The organism is Agrobacterium sp. CGMCC 11546 (genome assembly GCF_013365515.1).
In the GTDB taxonomy this organism is placed as follows: Bacteria; Pseudomonadota; Alphaproteobacteria; order Rhizobiales; family Rhizobiaceae; genus Agrobacterium; species Agrobacterium fabrum.
Window position 1 is genome coordinate 1,061,602 of sequence record NZ_CP047387.1, and the last position, 18,304, is coordinate 1,079,905.

The 18,304-nt window shown below is 58.8% G+C and carries 18 protein-coding genes; 10 read left to right on the top strand and 8 right to left on the bottom strand.

Going from position 1 to position 18,304, the window contains the following annotated elements; translation table 11 throughout:
- Nucleotides 1–96: 96 nt before the first annotated feature.
- On the bottom strand, nucleotides 97–573 hold the full coding sequence (locus GSF67_RS05325; protein WP_046033539.1) for a histidine phosphatase family protein: 477 nt from the start codon (nucleotides 571–573) through the stop codon (nucleotides 97–99).
- Nucleotides 574–875: 302 nt separating this feature from the next.
- Between GSF67_RS05325 and dksA the strand changes: the two genes are divergently transcribed.
- Nucleotides 876–1,295: an RNA polymerase-binding protein DksA gene (dksA, locus tag GSF67_RS05330; RefSeq protein WP_006312570.1), complete on the top strand. Its 420-nt coding sequence runs from the start codon at nucleotides 876–878 to the stop codon at nucleotides 1,293–1,295.
- A gap of 108 nt (nucleotides 1,296–1,403) precedes the next feature.
- Here the strand turns inward: dksA and GSF67_RS05335 are convergent, their stop codons facing one another.
- The gene (locus GSF67_RS05335; RefSeq protein ID WP_006312569.1) at nucleotides 1,404–2,654 is read right to left on the bottom strand and encodes a flagellar biosynthetic protein FliO; all 1,251 of its coding nucleotides are present in this window, start codon (nucleotides 2,652–2,654) and stop codon (nucleotides 1,404–1,406) included.
- A gap of 55 nt (nucleotides 2,655–2,709) precedes the next feature.
- Nucleotides 2,710–3,102 carry a hypothetical protein gene (locus GSF67_RS05340; protein ID WP_176072008.1) on the bottom strand — a complete coding sequence of 131 codons (393 nt, stop codon included), beginning with the start codon at nucleotides 3,100–3,102 and terminating at the stop codon, nucleotides 2,710–2,712.
- 237 nt (nucleotides 3,103–3,339) lie between these two features.
- Between GSF67_RS05340 and cckA the strand changes: the two genes are divergently transcribed.
- The 5 genes from cckA to GSF67_RS05365 all read left to right on the top strand — a co-directional run bounded on the left by cckA (nucleotide 3,340) and on the right by GSF67_RS05365 (nucleotide 10,262).
- Nucleotides 3,340–5,925 carry a cell cycle histidine kinase CckA gene (gene cckA, locus GSF67_RS05345; RefSeq protein WP_006312566.1) on the top strand — a complete coding sequence of 862 codons (2,586 nt, stop codon included), beginning with the start codon at nucleotides 3,340–3,342 and terminating at the stop codon, nucleotides 5,923–5,925.
- A 285-nt stretch (nucleotides 5,926–6,210) separates the two neighbouring features.
- Nucleotides 6,211–6,564, top strand: coding sequence for an ATP-dependent Clp protease adapter ClpS (gene clpS, locus GSF67_RS05350; RefSeq protein WP_006312564.1), 354 nt, complete (start codon nucleotides 6,211–6,213; stop codon nucleotides 6,562–6,564).
- Nucleotides 6,565–6,574: 10 nt separating this feature from the next.
- Nucleotides 6,575–9,085, top strand: a complete 2,511-nt coding sequence (clpA, locus tag GSF67_RS05355; RefSeq protein ID WP_006312562.1) for an ATP-dependent Clp protease ATP-binding subunit ClpA — start codon at nucleotides 6,575–6,577, stop codon at nucleotides 9,083–9,085.
- A gap of 77 nt (nucleotides 9,086–9,162) precedes the next feature.
- Nucleotides 9,163–9,921 carry an AzlC family ABC transporter permease gene (locus GSF67_RS05360; RefSeq protein WP_006312556.1) on the top strand — a complete coding sequence of 253 codons (759 nt, stop codon included), beginning with the start codon at nucleotides 9,163–9,165 and terminating at the stop codon, nucleotides 9,919–9,921.
- The gene (locus tag GSF67_RS05365; protein ID WP_006312555.1) at nucleotides 9,918–10,262 is read left to right on the top strand and encodes an AzlD domain-containing protein; all 345 of its coding nucleotides are present in this window, start codon (nucleotides 9,918–9,920) and stop codon (nucleotides 10,260–10,262) included. The genes GSF67_RS05360 and GSF67_RS05365 overlap by 4 nt, the downstream gene beginning before the upstream one ends.
- Nucleotides 10,263–10,274: 12 nt before the next feature.
- On the opposite strand, the gene GSF67_RS05370 is transcribed toward GSF67_RS05365, so the two are convergent.
- On the bottom strand, nucleotides 10,275–11,141 hold the full coding sequence (locus tag GSF67_RS05370) for a LysR substrate-binding domain-containing protein (protein WP_006312554.1): 867 nt from the start codon (nucleotides 11,139–11,141) through the stop codon (nucleotides 10,275–10,277).
- Nucleotides 11,142–11,251: 110 nt separating this feature from the next.
- Here GSF67_RS05370 and GSF67_RS05375 point away from each other — a divergent pair, with 110 nt between their 5' ends.
- Entirely contained in the window at nucleotides 11,252–12,103 is an 852-nt protein-coding gene (locus tag GSF67_RS05375) for a DUF1989 domain-containing protein (RefSeq protein ID WP_035215194.1), read from the top strand.
- Nucleotides 12,104–12,229: 126 nt separating this feature from the next.
- Here the strand turns inward: GSF67_RS05375 and GSF67_RS05380 are convergent, their stop codons facing one another.
- The 4 genes from GSF67_RS05380 to GSF67_RS05395 are packed head-to-tail and all read right to left on the bottom strand — an operon-like array spanning nucleotide 12,230 to nucleotide 15,089.
- Nucleotides 12,230–12,658, bottom strand: coding sequence for an HIT family protein (locus GSF67_RS05380; RefSeq protein WP_006312552.1), 429 nt, complete (start codon nucleotides 12,656–12,658; stop codon nucleotides 12,230–12,232).
- 21 nt (nucleotides 12,659–12,679) lie between these two features.
- Nucleotides 12,680–13,879 carry a GNAT family N-acetyltransferase gene (locus GSF67_RS05385; protein ID WP_006312551.1) on the bottom strand — a complete coding sequence of 400 codons (1,200 nt, stop codon included), beginning with the start codon at nucleotides 13,877–13,879 and terminating at the stop codon, nucleotides 12,680–12,682.
- Nucleotides 13,876–14,622 (bottom strand): glycerophosphodiester phosphodiesterase, encoded by a 747-nt coding sequence (locus GSF67_RS05390; RefSeq protein ID WP_006312550.1) that lies wholly within the window; start codon nucleotides 14,620–14,622, stop codon nucleotides 13,876–13,878. The genes GSF67_RS05385 and GSF67_RS05390 overlap by 4 nt, the downstream gene beginning before the upstream one ends.
- Nucleotides 14,619–15,089, bottom strand: coding sequence for a RidA family protein (locus GSF67_RS05395; protein WP_006312549.1), 471 nt, complete (start codon nucleotides 15,087–15,089; stop codon nucleotides 14,619–14,621). Before GSF67_RS05395 ends, GSF67_RS05390 begins: the two co-directional genes overlap by 4 nt.
- Nucleotides 15,090–15,205: 116 nt before the next feature.
- Here GSF67_RS05395 and GSF67_RS05400 point away from each other — a divergent pair, with 116 nt between their 5' ends.
- From GSF67_RS05400 to tsf, 3 genes are all read left to right on the top strand, one after another.
- Nucleotides 15,206–16,048 (top strand): cell envelope integrity EipB family protein, encoded by an 843-nt coding sequence (locus tag GSF67_RS05400; RefSeq protein WP_006312548.1) that lies wholly within the window; start codon nucleotides 15,206–15,208, stop codon nucleotides 16,046–16,048.
- Between the two features lie 193 nt (nucleotides 16,049–16,241).
- Entirely contained in the window at nucleotides 16,242–17,009 is a 768-nt protein-coding gene (gene rpsB, locus GSF67_RS05405) for a 30S ribosomal protein S2 (protein ID WP_006312546.1), read from the top strand.
- Between the two features lie 359 nt (nucleotides 17,010–17,368).
- Nucleotides 17,369–18,295 (top strand): translation elongation factor Ts, encoded by a 927-nt coding sequence (gene tsf, locus GSF67_RS05410; RefSeq protein ID WP_006312544.1) that lies wholly within the window; start codon nucleotides 17,369–17,371, stop codon nucleotides 18,293–18,295.
- The last annotated feature ends 9 nt before the right edge of the window (nucleotides 18,296–18,304 follow it).

The window sequence follows — 18,304 nt, forward strand, 5'->3', positions numbered from 1 at the left end:
GCTGCATATAGGAAGTTGCGGCTGCCCAAAAAAGAAGCGCTCCAGCGGATTTTCGGCAGCGCTGCTTCCCGACGCCTTTGTTGCACGCGGCGGCGGTTATTTGCCGGGCGCAAGGAAATCGATCAGCCGCCAGCGATTTTTACCGCTTGCCGCGCTGTCGTCCTGATCCAGAACCGCAAGACCTGAGGTCGGAAAACCCGAGGGCAGGGCGGCATGCAGCAGATCTTCGCCGATCATGGCCTCCAGCGTCGCCTCCATGGTAGGGTTGTGCCCCACCAGCATCACCGACTGCACTTCCGTTTGCGCGGCGATAAGCGACAGATAGGTTTCGCTGCGGGCATTGTACATCTCATCGATGTAGACGATATCGATGCCTTCGTTGAAAGCCCGCTGCCAGGCCTGGGTGGTCTGCCGGCAGCGCGCGGCCGTAGACGACAGAATGAGATCGGGGCGGTAACGCCGGTCTGCGGCAAGGTCGGCGATGATCTCCGCTTCGGCAAAGCCGGCCTCGTTCAATCCCCGGTCGAAATCCCGTTCTCCCGGCGCCGCCCAGGCGGCCTTGGCGTGGCGCAGAAGATAAACTCGGGTCGGGAAAGATGCTGTCAAGGGCGGGGACCGGCGTTCGAATGTCAGGACACGGACTGAATGCTACAGGATAGGGTTGCAGGACCGCAAGTCCTCTTTCCTGTTGGTAAGTCGCATTGAAGTGATTGAAGAAGAAATCGCTTCAATACGAATAAAGGATAAAAATTAGTCATTTAGATGATTTTTGTGTCAGTTTTAAAAATGCCTGAAAACTGATCTGTAGACTTGAATCGGCCTATATCATTGGAGTATACACCGCCGCATTGAGATGTTCTTCGAGGAGAATCGCGTTGAGTGAGAAGATCGATCTTAGCAAATATGTGCTCTCGGAAGACGATGAGTTCATGAATGCCAGCCAGCGTGCATATTTTCGCGCGAAGCTCATAGCCTGGAAAAATGATATCCTGAGAGAAGCGCGCGAGACGCTCGGACATCTCGCCGAAGAAAGCGCCAACCATCCCGATCTCGCTGATCGGGCATCTTCCGAAACAGACCGGGCGATCGAGCTTCGCGCCCGCGACCGTCAGCGCAAGCTGATCTCGAAGATCGATGCAGCCCTTCAGCGGATCGACGACGGCACTTACGGTTATTGTGAGGAGACGGGCGAACCTATCGGCCTCAAGCGTCTGGATGCTCGACCCATCGCAACGCTTTCCATCGAGGCGCAAGAGCGTCACGAGCGTCGCGAAAAAGTCTATCGCGACGAATAGGGCGTTTCCGCCAACAGGCTAAAAACCGCATCAATTGAAAAAGGGCACGGAAATTGTTTCCGTGCCCTTTTTGGTGTCGTGAATTTTGTTTCGGAAGATACCCGCCCGTCAGCGATCACGGGTGACGGAAAGCTCTCCGAAGATACGAGCCATTTCCTTCTGCACGTCTCCATCCGGTGAAGCGCCGGTGACAGGCGGAGAGGTAGGCTGCGTTTTGACCTGCCTGTCGGCCGCAGGCGTAACGGAAGGTTCATTATCCGCTTCCTTGCTCTTGGCGATTTCTGCTTCCAGAAAGCTCTCAAAATCGCTGGCGAGTTCATCGGAAAATTTCGGTTCAGCGTCGGCTGAAGCCACAGGCGGGTTTTCAGGCCTCGGCGGAAAAGGAGCGGGCGATGTATTCTGGCCCGGCTTCAGGTCAGGAAGAACCCGGTCGCGGGCAGCGTCGAGAAAATCGGCGGCGATGGATTGGTCGATCACCGGCTCTCGCGCTGCAAAGACCGGCGGGGCAAGCTCCACGGGCCGCTCTTCCGCTAGCTTTGCCTGTTCGGGCATCTGGGCGGGGATCGGCGGCGCGACGGGTGCTGGGGCCGGAGCCTGTACGAGAGGCTCGGCTCGCTTTTGCTCTGCTGGTACCGCTGGCATATCGAGTGATGCAGCGGTCATGGGCAGGACGGTTGCGGCCGGGACGGCTGCCGCTGGGATAGGCGGCGGCGCGGGGCGGGTCCGCTCGGGTGCGGCCTGCCTTGCCGGCGGAGCGGGCTCCCGCGAGATTGCCGCGGGCGGCACGGGTTGCGGTGGTGTCGATGGACGTGGTGGCATGGGGGCAGCTGTAGCCGCAACAGGTGCGGGACGCGAAACGGGTGCCGGCTTGGACGGCTCCGGCCGCTGCGGTTGCTTGACGGGTTCTTCGGGGGCGGAAACCGGAGCTGCGGCCACAACAGGCTGCTGTGGCAGGGCGGCGCGGCGTTCCTGCGGGATCGACGGTTCGGCTCTCTTCTGTTCGCTTTCCTGGCGCGGCAGTGCCTTCAGTTCCGGCTCCTGCAAGTCCCGGACGATCGGGATCGCGCCGATACCGCTTTCGATGACGATATCGGTCGGGCCGCCGATCATGACCAGATGTTCGACGTTATCGCGACGCACGAGAACCAGACGGCGGCGCGCATCCACGGCCGTCGCGTCGAGAACCTGCAGGCGCGGCTGCCGGTTGCGACCACCACGGATGAAGGGCGATGAACCGCTTCGCCTGCGCAGGAGCCACAAAGCGATCGCCAGAACGAGAAGCGCCACACCCACACCGACAACGGCGACGATGAGATTGTTGCCATAGGTGCCGATAAAATCTTCCATCATGGAGATCATCCCTTCAGATTTTTTGGCATTTCAGTTTCTTGGACAATTAATATTGCCGTGGTTCTTATAGTGTGAACGCGAAACAGGAAAAGACGATTTTTTTAAGTGCGATACAAGGTTTATTCATTTCGCCCCACAGGATAGACGCGTCGATCGCAACGACGCCACCAAAACGCCATATCCTCTCCTTCAATGCTGGGAGGCAATGAAGGTTGCAATCCTTTCGCGTCGGGAGAGACTGAATGGTCAAGGCATCGCGCGTAGACGGGTTTCCTGCGCCACGTCTCATTGCAGTTGTTTTTTTGTTGCTACCGATTTTCAGTTCTCCCCACCAGGCAACGGCGACGGAAGACAAAGCATTGGAGACTTCCGCCACTATGAAGGACTTCGTGCGGGACAATCCGTCCTGCATCGATTTCACGGACGGATGCTCGGTCTGCACTGTCGCTGACGGCAAGATCGCCTGCTCCGCGCCCCGCATTCAATGCCAGGTGAAAGAGCTGAGCTGTACGAGACGGTAGTCTCTGAGGCATTTATACCGCTTTCAGGCTGTTTTCGCTGTGCGTTTTTAAGCCTTTGTGTGGTAGCGGAGCTTTTTGACGGTCAAGCGAGTTGCTACAACAAATTCTGCTGCCCGATTCCGTCGAGGAAATAAGGCTGACCGAATGACGACCTGCACGACTGCGAGGCCAAGATGACACGGGTGCGCGAGACAAGCGACAACGACCTTCCGCTGGTGGACAGGCGTGCCCGTTCCGGCACGGTCTTGCGCATTCTGCTTCTGGCGCTGGTTCTGATCGCGGCGGCGGCCGCCTTCGTCTATTTCAAGGATTCGCTGGAAAACGAAATCGTGCTCGGCATTCTCGGTGTGCTGGCCATGATGGGCATCTTCTTCCTCGTCTCGTCGATCATCGGCTTCATCGAGGTGATGCCGCAATCGCAATCGGACGGCCTTGCCCGCCGGTTTCTTTCGGCCCACCCCGAAGGCACGCTGATCACCGATGCCAAGGGGCATATGGTCTATGCCAACGCCACCTATTGCCGCATGAGCGGGACCACGAAGGCAAGCGACATCCAGAGCCTGGAGACGCTTTTGTCGCGCAGCCGCGAATCGACCGAAGCGCTTTATCGTCTCATCAACGTGCTGCGCGAAGGCCGCGACGGTTACGAGGAGTTCCGGCTGCTGAAACCGCTCGGCGATGATACTGGCGCGGGGCCGCATTGGTACAGGCTGAAAGGCCGGGTGCTGAAGGATGCGGGCGGCGAGGGGCTGCACGTTTTCCAGATCGCCGACATCACGCCGGAGCGCGAGGATCAGGAGCGTTTCTTCCGCGAATTGCAGAACGCCATCGATTACCTCGATCACGCCCCTGCCGGTTTCTTTTCCGCCAGCCGCAAGGGCGAGATCGTTTATCTGAACGCCACCCTGTCGGAATGGCTCGGCATCGATCTCGCGCAGTTTTCGCCGGGTTCGATGACCATCTCGGATATCGTCGCCGGCGAGGGAATGGCGCTGATCGATTCCGTCCATCCGCAGGGTACGGCCAAGCGCACCGAAATCCTCGATCTCGACATGCGCCGGGTGAACGGCCAGAGCATGCCGGCCCGCCTCGTGCATCAGGTTACGGCAAAGGATGGCGCGCCGGGTGAGAGCCGGACGATCGTTCTGATGCGCCCGAAGGGGCAGGAGGACACGGAATCCTCCTCCGCCATGCGCTTCACGCGCTTCTTCAACAATACGCCGATGGCGATCGCCTCGCTTGATGGCGAAGGCCGCATCCTGCGCATCAACGCGCCGTTCCTCAAGCTCTTTTCCGGCGTCGTCGGGCGTGACGATATCGACCGAGGCGTGGCACTCGAAACCGTTCTTCACGACAATGAGAAGCCGCGGCTGGAACAGGCTTTGGCCGAAGCCAAGGATCGCCAGGGGGATATCGCACCGTTCGATTCCCGCCATCCGAGCGACGAGACCAGGCATTTCCGTTTCTACGTCAACGCCGTCATCGACCAGGACGACGAGGCCCCGGAAGAAGTGGCGATCGTTTACGCCATCGAGGTGACCGAGCAGAAGGCGCTCGAAACCCAGATGGCGCAGACCCAGAAGATGAATGCGGTCGGCACGCTGGCGGGCGGCATTGCCCACGACTTCAACAACGTTCTCACTGCCATCCTGCTGTCGTCCGACCATCTTCTGCTGCAGGCGCGGCCCGCCGATCCGAGCTTTGCCGATCTCATGGAGATCAAGCGCAATGCCAACCGCGCCGCCGTGCTGGTGCGCCAGCTTCTCGCTTTCTCGCGAAAGCAGACGATGCGTCCGGCCGTCCTCAACCTGACCGACGTGATCGGCGATCTGCGAATGCTGGTCGACCGGTTGATATCAGGCACCAATGTCAAGCTTGAGGTCGATTACGGCCGTGATCTCTGGCCGGTAAAGACCGATCTTTCGCAATTCGAGCAGGTGCTCATCAATCTCTGCGTCAATGCGCGCGACGCCATGCCCGATGGTGGCAAAATCACCATCAGGACGCGCAACGTCGATGAGAAGGAAATCGCAGCGCTTGGCCGTCCCGAATTCCCGGCCGAAGACATGGTCATGGTGGAAGTCGCCGATAACGGCACGGGCATTCCGCCTGAAATCATGGACAAGATTTTCGAACCCTTCTTCACCACCAAGGAAGTCGGCAAGGGCACGGGTCTTGGCCTTTCGATGGTCTATGGCATCGTCAAGCAGTCGGGTGGTTACATCTACCCCGAATCGGAAGTGGGCAAGGGAACCGCCTTCCGCATCTATCTGCCGCGCCATGTGGTCGAGGTCGTTCAGGTGATGGGGCAGGATGGCGAAATGGTTGCCGCGCCGGTCGTGGCGGCGGAGCCGGTGAAGGAAGAACCGCTGGATCTCACCGGCAAATCCGCCGTCGTGCTGCTGGTCGAGGACGAGGAGGCGGTGAGGCGCGGTGGCAAGCGTATGCTGGAAACCCGCGGCTACACCGTGCACGAGGCCGGTTCCGGCATCGAGGCACTGGAAGTGATGGAGGAACTGGAAGGCAAGGTCGACATCGTCGTATCCGACGTCGTGATGCCGGAAATGGACGGTCCGTCGCTGCTGCGAGAATTGCGCAAATCCTATCCCGACCTGAAATTCATCTTCGTTTCCGGTTATGCCGAGGACGCTTTTGCCAGGAACCTGCCGGCGGATGCCAAGTTCGGTTTCCTGCCGAAACCATTCTCGCTGAAGCAACTCGCCATCGCCGTTCGCGAAATGCTCGACGACAAGGAGTGATGCTGGCGGCGGCCAACCGGATTCGCCCGCGTCATTCGCTCTACGGAACCGGTCTGCATGCGGCTAGAGTTGCGCCGTTCCCGCCGGTTTGTTCCGCTCTTCCGTCGTATGCCGCCTTCACAGCCTCACTTTTCCCGAGGTTTGCCTCTTCGCAAACGCAATAGTGATTGCACCGTTGCACAAGGGGCTTAAAATCGCATCTTAACGACCTAGATATGGAGAGGCGAAGTTCTCCCTCCTGGCAATCAGCTGTCGGTTTGAGAATAGTTTGGAGAATGATGAAAGATGATCGCTAAGCCGATCTACATGCAGGGCGAGGGCGACGGGGAAGACGGCGGCACCAACCGCGGAACGTCTGTTATCACCCGCGTTAAGCCGAAAACGAAAAGACCGAATTTGTACCGTGTTCTTTTACTGAATGACGACTACACTCCCATGGAATTCGTCATCCATATTCTGGAGCGTTTTTTCCAGAAGGATCGCGAGGCGGCAACCCGTATCATGCTGCACGTGCACCAGCACGGCGTAGGTGAATGTGGGGTGTTTACATATGAGGTCGCAGAGACGAAAGTAAGCCAGGTCATGGATTTCGCCCGACAGCACCAGCACCCGCTGCAGTGCGTCATGGAAAAGAAATGAGGATCGCAACGTGCCAACTTTTTCCCCAAGTCTCGAGAAGGCGCTGCACCAGGCACTGACCTTTGCGAATGAGCGTCATCACGAATACGCGACGCTCGAACACCTGCTTCTGGCGCTGATCGACGACGCGGATGCCGCCGCCGTTATGGCTGCCTGCAATGTCGATCTCGACGCGCTGCGCAAGACCGTCAGCGATTACGTCGACAACGAACTGACCAACCTCGTCACCGGTTATGACGAGGATTCCAAACCCACATCCGGCTTCCAGCGCGTCATTCAGCGCGCCGTCATCCATGTTCAGTCGTCCGGCCGCGAGGAAGTGACTGGCGCCAACGTGCTTGTGGCCATTTTCGCCGAGCGCGAAAGCCATGCCGCCTATTTCCTGCAAGAACAGGAAATGACCCGTTACGATGCGGTCAATTACATCTCTCACGGCATCGGCAAGCGTCCGGGCACGTCGCAGACGCGCGCGCCGCGTGGCGCTGATGAGCCGGAAAGCGAAAGCAAGCCCAGCCGCGGTAATCCCGAGGAAGACGGATCGTCCGCCAAGAAGCAGCAGGATGCGCTGAAGGCCTATTGCGTCAACCTCAACGACAAGGCGAGGAACGGCAAGATCGACCCGCTGATCGGCCGTCACGATGAGGTCAATCGCACCATCCAGATTCTCTGCCGCCGCTCCAAGAACAACCCGCTTTATGTGGGTGATCCGGGCGTGGGCAAGACGGCGATTGCCGAGGGCCTGGCTAAGCGTATCGTCGAAGGCAAGGTCCCGGAGGCGCTCGCGAATGATACCATCTTCTCGCTCGACATGGGCACGCTGCTTGCCGGAACCCGTTATCGCGGTGATTTCGAAGAGCGTCTGAAGCAGGTCGTCAAGGAACTGGAAGAGTTTCCGGGCGCGGTTCTGTTCATCGATGAAATCCACACCGTCATCGGTGCCGGCGCCACGTCCGGCGGCGCGATGGATGCATCGAACCTGCTGAAGCCCGCGCTGTCATCGGGCGCTATCCGTTGCATCGGTTCGACCACCTACAAGGAATATCGCCAGTTCTTCGAAAAGGACCGCGCGCTGGTGCGTCGTTTCCAGAAGATCGACGTCAACGAGCCGTCGATCGATGATGCCATTGCGATCATGAAGGGTCTGAAGCCCTATTTCGAGGACTATCATCACCTCAGATATTCCAACGAGGCGATCAAGGCCGCCGTTGAATTGTCGGCTCGCTATATCTCCGACCGCAAGCTGCCGGACAAGGCGATCGACGTGATCGACGAGACAGGTGCCGCACAGATGCTGTTGCCGGCCTCCAAGCGCCGCAAGCTGATCACCGAACGGGAAATCGAGGCCACCATCGCGACGATGGCCCGTATTCCGCCGAAGACCGTTTCCAAGGATGACGAGATGGTTCTCGCCAATCTTGAAAAGGAACTGCGCTCGGTCGTTTATGGTCAGGACATCGCCATCGAGGCGCTGGCGACCGCCATCAAGCTGGCGCGTGCCGGCTTGCGCGAGCCGAACAAGCCGATCGGCTCCTATGTCTTCTCCGGCCCAACGGGCGTGGGCAAGACGGAAGTGGCCAAGCAGCTTGCCGCCTCGCTGGGTGTCGAGATGCTGCGCTTCGACATGTCGGAATATATGGAGCGCCATACCGTGTCGCGTCTGCTCGGCGCACCTCCCGGTTATGTCGGCTTCGATCAGGGCGGTCTTCTGACCGACGGCGTCGATCAACATCCGCATTCCGTGGTGCTGCTGGACGAAATCGAAAAGGCGCATCCTGACATCTACAACATCCTGTTGCAGGTGATGGACCACGGCTCGCTGACCGACCATAACGGCAAGAAGATCGACTTCCGCAACGTCATCCTGATCATGACGACCAATGCGGGTGCGTCCGAAATGGCGAAATCGGCGATCGGTTTCGGCTCTTCGCGCCGCACGGGTGAGGATGAAGAGGCGATCAACCGCCTGTTTACGCCGGAGTTCCGCAACCGTCTGGATGCGATCATTCCGTTCTCGCCGCTGCCGACCGCCGTTATCCACAAGGTCGTGCAGAAGTTCGTCATGCAGCTGGAAACCCAGCTCTCCGAACGTAACGTCACCTTCGACCTGCATGAGGATGCGATCTCCTGGCTGGCGGAAAAGGGTTACGACGAAAAGATGGGTGCCCGCCCGCTGTCGCGCGTGATCCAGGAACACATCAAGAAGCCGCTCGCCAATGAAATCCTCTTCGGCAAGCTGAAGAAGGGTGGCGTCGTCAGCGTCACCGTCGGCAAGAAGGATGACGGCTCCGACGGTCTGATTCTCGAGGTTCTGCCGGAGACCGCGCCCGTGAAACCGCAGCCGGAAGCCGAGCTGAAGGCGGCGAAATCGCCGGGCAAGCCGAAAGCCAAAGCGAAAACGGCTTCCAAGGCGGCAAAGACTGCCGATGAGGCTGAGATTCTGGTGGCCGAGGCCGACAAGTCTGATGAGGACAAGCCGCGCCGCAAGACCAATACGGTGCCGAAAGTACCGAAGAAGAAGTAGTCCAGGTCTTTGACCGATAGACAATGCCGGGCGAGAGCCCGGCATTTTCATGCCTGTCCATTCCTGATGGAATTCAAATGCAGACTGCCGAAAGCGAAGTCATCCCCCTCAGCGGCTGGTTCTTCCGGGGAATGCGGGGCATTTTCTCGCTGCCCTCGCTCATTCTCATGACGTCTTTCGTCGGTTTCAGCGCCTTTGCGCTCGAATCCGGGGTGGCACGCGGCGAAGCGGTGTTCATGACGCTTGTCATCTGGGCCTTGCCGGCCAAGATGATCCTGATCGGCTCCATGGTCGGCGGCGCCAACCTTGCCGCCTGTTTTCTGGCGGTCACGCTGTCTTCGGTAAGGATGATGCCGATGGTCGCCTCCATCGTTCCGGAAATGCGCGGTGCGAAGACGCCGACATGGATCTTGCTGTTTCTCTCGCATTTCGTCGCGATCACGGCCTGGGTCTTCGCTACGCAAAATCTTTCAAAGGTGCCGCGTGAAGCACGCGCCGCCTGGTTCGCCGGTTTCGGCATCACGCTCACGGTCGTCAACGCCATCATCGTTGGCCTGTGTTACGGCGTCGCCGCCGCGTTTCCGCCGCTCGTTGCGGGTGTGCTGTTCTTTCTGACGCCGGTCTATTTCATCGCATCCATCTGGGCTTCGGCCCGCCATTCCGTCGTCAAGGTCGCCTTCGTCATCGGCGTGATTGCCGGACCCGCCTTCGCGGTGGTCACGCCGGAATTCGATATTCTCTATGCCGGTATCGGTGGCGGCACTTTGGCCTACGTCATCGATCGCTTCGTTTTCCGCCGCCGGATCAAACCCGTCTCACCGGAGGGCGGACCATGATGACCGATAACTGGTGGGCGCCGTATCTGTTCATCGCCATCGCCGGCTGGCTGGCGACCGATCTCTGGCGCTGGCTCGGCGTCCTCGCCGGTAACCGGTTGAAAGAGGATTCCGAAGCGCTTTATTGGGTGAGGGCGGTCGCCACCGCACTGGTCATGGCCGTCACCGCCAAGCTCATCGTCTTTCCAACCGGATCGCTGGAAGCGTCGCCCATGTGGCTGCGCATCGGCGCGGCCACCCTCGGTTTCATCGCATTTCTCGTTGCAGGGCAGCGCGTCATCGTCGGTGTGGCGGTTCCAATTGTGCTTCTAGCGGCTGGGCTGTTTTTGCGCGGTTTTTAATGCCTGCTTGTTCTACGTCAGGTCGCTCCCGCGCGCTTCCGCCACCAACCAGTCAGCGAGAAGGCGCGCCGATGCGGTCATCTCTTCCGGTCGGATGAGCCAGTAATATTTATCCGTATCGACGGCCCGGTCGAAAAGCACTGTCAACTGGCCCTCGGCGATCTCTTCACGAAGAAGTGCCGTCGGGCAGAGGCCGATACCCTGTCCCGCTTTCAAGGCTGTAACCAGTAGATTAAAATCCGCGAAAATCGGACCTGCACCGTAAGGTAGCGACATGTCACCAACCGCAAACCAGTCTCTCCATGCCGTCTCGGTATCATCATGCAGCAGTTCCGCGCGTAACAGGCTGGCCTCGTCATTGAAGGGACCAGCACTGGCGATATAGCTGGGCGCGCAGGTTGGACGTGTTTCTGCGCTGAACAGGGCCACGGCATTTTCCCCGAAGGATATCCCATGCCCGATGGTGAGATCGGCTGCGCTTGTATGCTGCGCGCCGGAATAGCTGATCGACACCTGTATGTCTGGATGCGAGGCCCGGAAGCGGGGCAGCCGGGGCGTGAGAAAATGCGCCACTACCGAAGGCAGGCTGGCAAGGCGCACGGTCATGCGGTCGTGACCCCGGCGGATGCGCTCCGCGCCAGAAGCGATCTGCCGCAGGCTGCCCGAGACCGTGTTGCCAAATTCCCTTCCGGCGGGGGTAAGCCTGACGCCGCGCGCGTGGCGCTCGAAAAGAGCGACCCCAAGCCATGCTTCCAGATTGCGCACATGCTGGCTCACCGCAGTGGCTGTCATGCCAAGTTCCTGCGCGGCCAGGGCAAAACTAGCCTTTCTGGCGGCGGATTCGAAAGCACGAAGGGTGGCGAGTGGTGGCAGTGTCATGATCGATGAGGCTAAGTGAGGCTTGGGCTGAGCGCAAGAAAAACCTGTCTTGTCAGCGGGGTGGACATGGCGCAATTATTACGTCGATAACGTCTTTCTCCGAGGATTTCATGACTACCATGCCTGCTGCCGAACCCGTGGATGCCGCCGAGCGCCGCGCCATCAGTCCTGTCGTTGTTTATCCGAACGGCACGCTGGAGGCCCCGGACCTTGCGCGTCTCGTGCAAGCAAAGAACGGCATGGAGAAGATCGATGAGGTCATCATACCCCCGCGTGACGGCCGCACCTTCACTGTACCCAAGGGGCATTTTTTCCGTATCGTCAGCATCGAAGGCCCGCAGGTGGGGGATTTGAATCTCTGGAACGCCCATGATCTGAACGAGCGCTTTTTCAGCGGCAAGACGCGCGCGCTGCATGCCACCCATGTTTCGGTTGGCAACCGGCTATGGAGCAACCTGCCATCCCTGCGGCCGATGGCGACAATCACCCATGATACGCTGTCATGGTATGGCTTCGACGAGGATGGCGGCGGTGTGCATGATGTGATCGGCACCCGCTGCGATCCCTATACCAACAAGCTGCTGAGCGGTGGCGATTATCACCGTTGTTGCCATTCGAACCTGACAAACGCGCTCGCTTCCGCCAGGGGCCTGTCGTTCCGAGAGGCCGAGCCGCATGTGCATGATGTGCTGAATGTCTTCATGTGCACCGGTTTCACCCGCGATACACACCAATATTTCATGAAGGCGAGCCCGGTGCGGCCGGGTGACTATTTGGAATTATTCGCGGAAATTGACCTCATCGGTGCGCTTTCCGCCTGCCCGGGCGGCGATTGCAGTGCCACGCATTCAAGTGACATGGCGGCCTGTTATCCGCTGAAGGTGGAAATTTTTCGGCCGGATATGGCCGTGCTGGTAGGCTGGCCGTGGCCGGATCGGAATGCCTACCGTCCTGTCGAGTGATAGGTCAGAAAACCTATCCTCCGTCATGCTCGGGCCTGTCCCGAGCATCTGCAACCGATTGATTTCACGATACGTGGTTAGATCCTCGGCACAAGGCCGAGGATGACGTTGCGTGTTTAGCCAGCGTCACGAAGCAAGCGCCGCCCTTATCTTCTCCGCATGAGCCTTCAGCACCTCGCCGTCGGCCATGGCACCGGAATGCGGTTTCAACGGCTCGCCTTCCTTGCGCGGAATGACGTGGAAATGCAGGTGGAACACCGTCTGGCCGGCCGCCGGTTCGTTGAACTGCGCGACGAAGACGCCATCCGCATCGAAAGCTTCCTTGGTGGCTACGGCGAGTTTCTGCACCACGGCAATGGTTCTTGCCAGCACTTGAGGGTCGGCATCGAGCAGATTGCGGGAGCCGGTCTTGGGAACGACGAGCAGATGGCCGGGTGCCTGCGGCATCACATCCATGAAGGCCAGCGTATGCTCATCTTCATAAAGCTTGTGGCTCGGAATTTCGCCGCGCAGGATTTTTGCGAAGATATTGTTGTCGTCATAGGCGCTGGTCATCGGTGATCTCCTCGTCGCGGACTATGCGTCCGGTTCGTGTTCCTGTCTCTCGCCCTTGCGGAAGGGCGTGTGTTCATCAAGATAATCGCCGATATGCTCGACTTCTTCGCGCTCGCGCTGAAGATAATCGGCAATGGCGCGGCGCAGGCCCGGATGGGCGATGAAATGCGCCGAATGGGTGGTGACCGGCACATAACCACGCGCCAGCTTGTGTTCGCCCTGGGCACCGGCTTCGACCCGTTTCAATCCATTTGTCAGCGCGAAATCGATTGCCTGATGGTAACAGACCTCGAAATGCAGGAAGGGATGATCCTCGATGCAGCCCCAGTGGCGGCCATAAAGCGCATCCGAACCGATGAAATTGATCGCCCCGGCAATGTAGCGCCCCTCGCGTTTCGCCATCACCAGCAGCACGTCATCAGCCATGCGTTCGCCGATCAGCGAGTAGAACTTCCGCGTCAGATAGGGCCGGCCCCATTTGCGGCTGCCGGTATCCATGTAGAAGGCGAAGAACTGGTCCCAGATATCTTCGGTCAGATCGCTTCCGGTCAGCCAGTCGATCTCGATGCCATGTTCCAGCGCGGCGCGGCGTTCCTTTTTCAGCCCCTTGCGTTTGCGCGAGGAGAGGGCGTCGAGAAAATCATCGTGGTCACGATAACCGTCATTGATGAAGTGGAACTGCTGGTCTTTCCTGTGCAGGAAATCGCGCGGCAGCAGGGCAGACAGATCATCCTCTTCCAGAAACGTGACATGCGCGGAGGAAACGCCGATCTTTTCCGTTACCTGCGCGAGACCAGAGGCCAGAAGCGGCTTGAAGCGCGTGGCATCCACGGCTTCGGAAACAAGCAGCCTCGGCCCGGTCGCAGGCGTGAAGGGAACCGAACATTGCAGTTTTGGATAATAGTGACCACCGGCCCGTTCAAAAGCGTCCGCCCAGCCGTGGTCGAAGACATATTCGCCCTGACTGTGGTTCTTCAGATAGGCCGGCACGGCGCCGACGAGCATTCCCACGGCATCTTCCAGCAGCAGGTGATGGCCAAGCCAGCCGGTCTTTGCCGTCGCCGAGCCGGAATCCTCCATGGAGGATAAAAACGCATGAGAAATAAAGGGGTTGTAGTATTTTCCCGACGTATTGCGCGAAACTCCGGAAAGCTGGTTCCAGCTTTCCGGATCGATATCCGTGAAGGATTGCGCAACGCGTATGGAATAATCTTCTGTCATGCCGTGGCGGATGGGTTCTCTCTCGGGTCGAAACCTTCGAATGTCATCTGGTCCGCATATTTATAGGTAGTCGCGCGCGCATTTTCATCCCTTACCGTCCAGGTAATCACCGGAAGCCCGAGTTTTCTTTGTGCTTCGATGAAGCTGTTGGGCAGATGACCCCAATGATAGGAGATGAAATCGAGCCCCAGCTGCATCGCTTCGTCATGCCTGAAGAAATCTTCCGGCTTGTCGCCTTCCGCCGTGAGCCCAAGCGGCCAGGGCGAGCCCGCAGCCTTCAGGTCCTTCAGCAGATGATGATCGAAGCTCATCAGCGCCACATGGCCCTTGTAACCCTCGAGGTCTTCCAGCACCGCTTCGGCAAAACCATCATCGACGCCTTCGCCTTCGCCTTCGCGGCCTTTCAGCTCGATGACGAGCGGCACCTTGCCGGCGCAGAGTGTCAGAAGCTGCTTGAGGGTGGGGACGCGGTCCTTGGTCTGCCCAACGGAGAGCATCGCCAGTTCGGCTGACGTGCGTTCGCGCACATCGCCCTTGATGCCAGTCAGCCTTTCCAGATCGTGGTCATGGAAAACCACCGGCACGCTGTCGGCGGCCAGCTGCACGTCGCATTCGATGGCGAAACCGGCCTCGATGGCGCGGGAAAAGGCGGAAATCGTGTTTTCCCAGACCGCCTTGTTGAGATCATGATAGCCACGATGGGCGACTGGTTGAGCCGTCAACCAGGAAAGCTTGAGCGTCATATGTCGATTTCCACGATGGCGTCGATTTCGACTGACGCATTGAAGGGCAGGGACGCCATGCCGACGGCCGCGCGGGCATGTCTGCCGGGCTCACCGAGAACTGTGGCAATGAGATTGGAAGCGCCGTTGATGACGAGATGCTGCTCCACGAACTCCGGAACGGACGCAACGAAGCCATTCAGCTTGATGACGCGGCGGATTTTCGAGAGGTCGCCATTCAAAGCGGCCTTGACCTGTGCGAGAATGTTGACGGCGCATAATTCGGCCGCGCGCTGGGCGCTTGCAACGTCGACATCGCGGCCGACAAGGCCTGTCACCGCAATCTTGCCCGATTCCATCGGCAGTTGACCTGATACATAAAGAAGGTTGCCGCTGATGGTGAACGGAACGTAGTTTGCGGCTGGTGCTGCGGCGACAGGAAGCGTAAAGCCAAGTTCCTTGAGGCGGCCTTCGATGACGTCAGACATTTTCGTCTCCGGTTTTGTTGTAAATCCTTCAAGAATCCGGCATTCAGAAGATGTTGATCCAAAAGCCGGGCGGTTGCTTGTACAATATGAGCAGCGAGTCCAACAGGAGATATTGCATGTTTGTCAGGACGCTTGGTTTCGTTGCCGCAACAGGGCTTATGACCGGCCTGTCAAACGCTGCCAATGCCTTGCCCATCGCGGTTCCGGATCTCGTCGCCCATCGCGCCGTCTACGATCTCGAGCTCAAGGATGCGTCGGACCGCTCCGGCATCGAGGGCATGACCGGCCGCATGGTTTATGAATTCACCGGTTCGGCCTGTCAGGGTTACAAGACGGATTTCCGCTTCGTGACGCAGATCAACACCGGCGATGCGGTTCGCATGACCGACCAGCAGACCAAGACCTTCGAGGACCTCGCTGCCAAGAAGTTCACCTTCGAGACCAAGTCCTACACCGATGACAAGCTGGACAAGGAAGTGCAGGGAGCTGCAATCGACGGCACCGATGGCGTGAAGGTCGATCTGACCCGCCCGGATGCCCGACAGGTCAGTCTCGTCGCCAGCGAATTTCCGACGCAGCACATGTTCCAGGTCATCGAGCATGCGAAACAGGGAAAACGCATTTTCGAATCGCGCATTTTCGACGGTTCTGATGATGGTGATGAAAGCCTGATCACGTCCACACTGGTCGGCAAGTCGCAGATGCCGAAGGATGGCGATGCCGACGCCGGCAAGGCTGGAGAATTCGCCAAGGCGGCATTCTGGCCGGTGACCATCGCCTATTACAACGACAAGACCGGCACCGACGCCCTGCCGATCTACCGCATGTCGTTCAAGCTTTACGAAAACGGAATCACCCGCGACCTGACGATGGATTACGGCGATTTCGTCCTGACGGGAAAGCTTGCGAAGCTTGATATTCTCAAGCCCGAAACCTGCGAAAACAAACCGGTTCGCTGAAACGCGGGCCATTCTTGCGGTTTTTTCGCATAAATGCTTGCATTTTCATGCGGGCGACTGTATGCGGCTCACCATTCCACACGCGAAGCTTGGGATGTTCCGGGAGAAATCCGGTCCGTTCCGCCCGGTGGTATCGATGAAAATCGGTGCTGTTCGCTTCGCGGGGGTTAAACCGGAAAAGGAGTAACAAGGCATGGCATTGCCCGATTTTTCTATGCGTCAGCTTCTCGAAGCTGGTGTTCACTTTGGTCACCAGACGCATCGCTGGAACCCGAAGATGAAGCCGTACATCTTCGGCGACCGTAACAACATCCACATCATCGACCTGGCTCAGACCGTTCCGATGCTGTCGCGCGCCCTTCAGGTCGTGTCCGACACCGTTGCCCGTGGCGGCCGCGTTCTGTTCGTTGGCACCAAGCGCCAGGCGTCGGAAATCATTGCCGACAGCGCAAAGCGTTCGGCCCAGTACTACGTCAACTCCCGCTGGCTCGGCGGCATGATGACCAACTGGAAGACCATTTCGAACTCGATCCAGCGTCTGCGCAAGGTTGACGAAATCCTGAACTCGGAAGGCTCCGGCTATTCCAAGAAAGAGCGTCTGACCCTCGAGCGCGAACGCGAAAAGCTTGAAAAGGCTCTCGGCGGTATCCGCGATATGGGCGGCGTTCCGGACCTGATGTTCATCATCGACACCAACAAGGAAAAGATCGCGATCGAAGAAGCCAAGCGTCTTGGCATTCCGGTCGTTGCGATCATCGACAGCAACTGCGACCCGGATCACATCGACTATCCGATCCCCGGTAACGACGATGCCTCGCGCGCCATCTCGCTTTATTGCGACCTGATCGCCCGCGCTGCCATCGACGGTATCGCACGTCAGCAGGGCGCTTCCGGCCGCGACATCGGCGCTTCTGAAGAAGCTCCGATTGAGCCCGCTCTCGAAGACGAGGCTGGCGCCTGATTTAGGCCCTGTCTGGCGGCGATTTCTTAATCGCCGTCTCCTCGACCAGGATATGACAAGGCCGTCAAAGACCTTCAATGGGTTGACGGCCTTGTTCGTTTCTAACCGCTCCGCCATGTGTTTTTCTAAAACCGAAGGCGTCCGATGTGGTTGGAACGGCAGGCAGTCTTCATAACGCTGTCACACTAGAGCGGCACCCATCATTTCGATGTATGGCGACGCCGCAGCACTTGGGAATGCGCATGCCCATCCCGGAACCTCCGGGTTTCAAAGGGTGTGCGGCCGGGTACAGTCATCACCCAGAACTTCGGCACGGCAAATTCCGCCGACTGACCGATCGAACCGATAAGAGGCAAACAATGACCGAAATCACAGCCGCAATGGTGAAGGAACTGCGCGAGAAGTCTGGCGCAGGCATGATGGACTGCAAGAAGGCTCTTGCTGAAACCAATGGCGACATGGAAGCGGCAATCGACTGGCTGCGCGCCAAGGGCATCGCAAAGGCCGACAAGAAGTCCGGCCGCACGGCTGCCGAAGGTCTGATCGGCGTTGCCACCATGGGTCACAAGGCTGTTGTTGTCGAACTCAACTCCGAAACCGACTTCGTTGCCCGTAACGACGCGTTCCAGGACCTCATCCGCGGTATTGCGCAGGTTGCTCTGACAACCGACGGCACCGTTGACGCTGTTTCCGCTGCGACCTATCCGGCAACCGGCAAGTCTGTTGCCGACAGCATCAAGGACGCGATTGCCACCATCGGCGAAAACATGACGCTGCGCCGCTCGGCTGCACTCGAAGTGCCGCACGGTGTTGTTGCGACCTACGTCCACAACGCCGCCGGCGACGGCATCGGCAAGCTCGGCGTTCTGGTTGCCCTGAAGTCGGAAGGCGACAAGGCCGTTCTGAACTCCATCGGCCGTCAGGTTGCCATGCACATCGCTGCGACCAACCCGCTCGCCATCCGCGCTGAAGAAGTCGACGCCGCTGTTGCTGAACGCGAGCGCAACGTCTTCATCGAACAGGCCCGTGAATCCGGCAAGCCGGAAGCCATCATCGAAAAGATGGTTGATGGCCGCATGCGCAAGTTCTTCGAAGAAGTCGCCCTTCTGTCGCAGGCTTTCGTTATCAACCCCGACATCACTGTCGGCGCTGCCATCAAGGAAGTCGAAAAGGAAGCCGGCGCTTCCATCGAAGTGACGGGTATGGTTCGCCTGCTGCTCGGCGAAGGCGTCGAAAAGGAAGAAAGCGATTTCGCGGCAGAAGTCGCAGCCGTCGCCAAGGGCTGATTATATTTA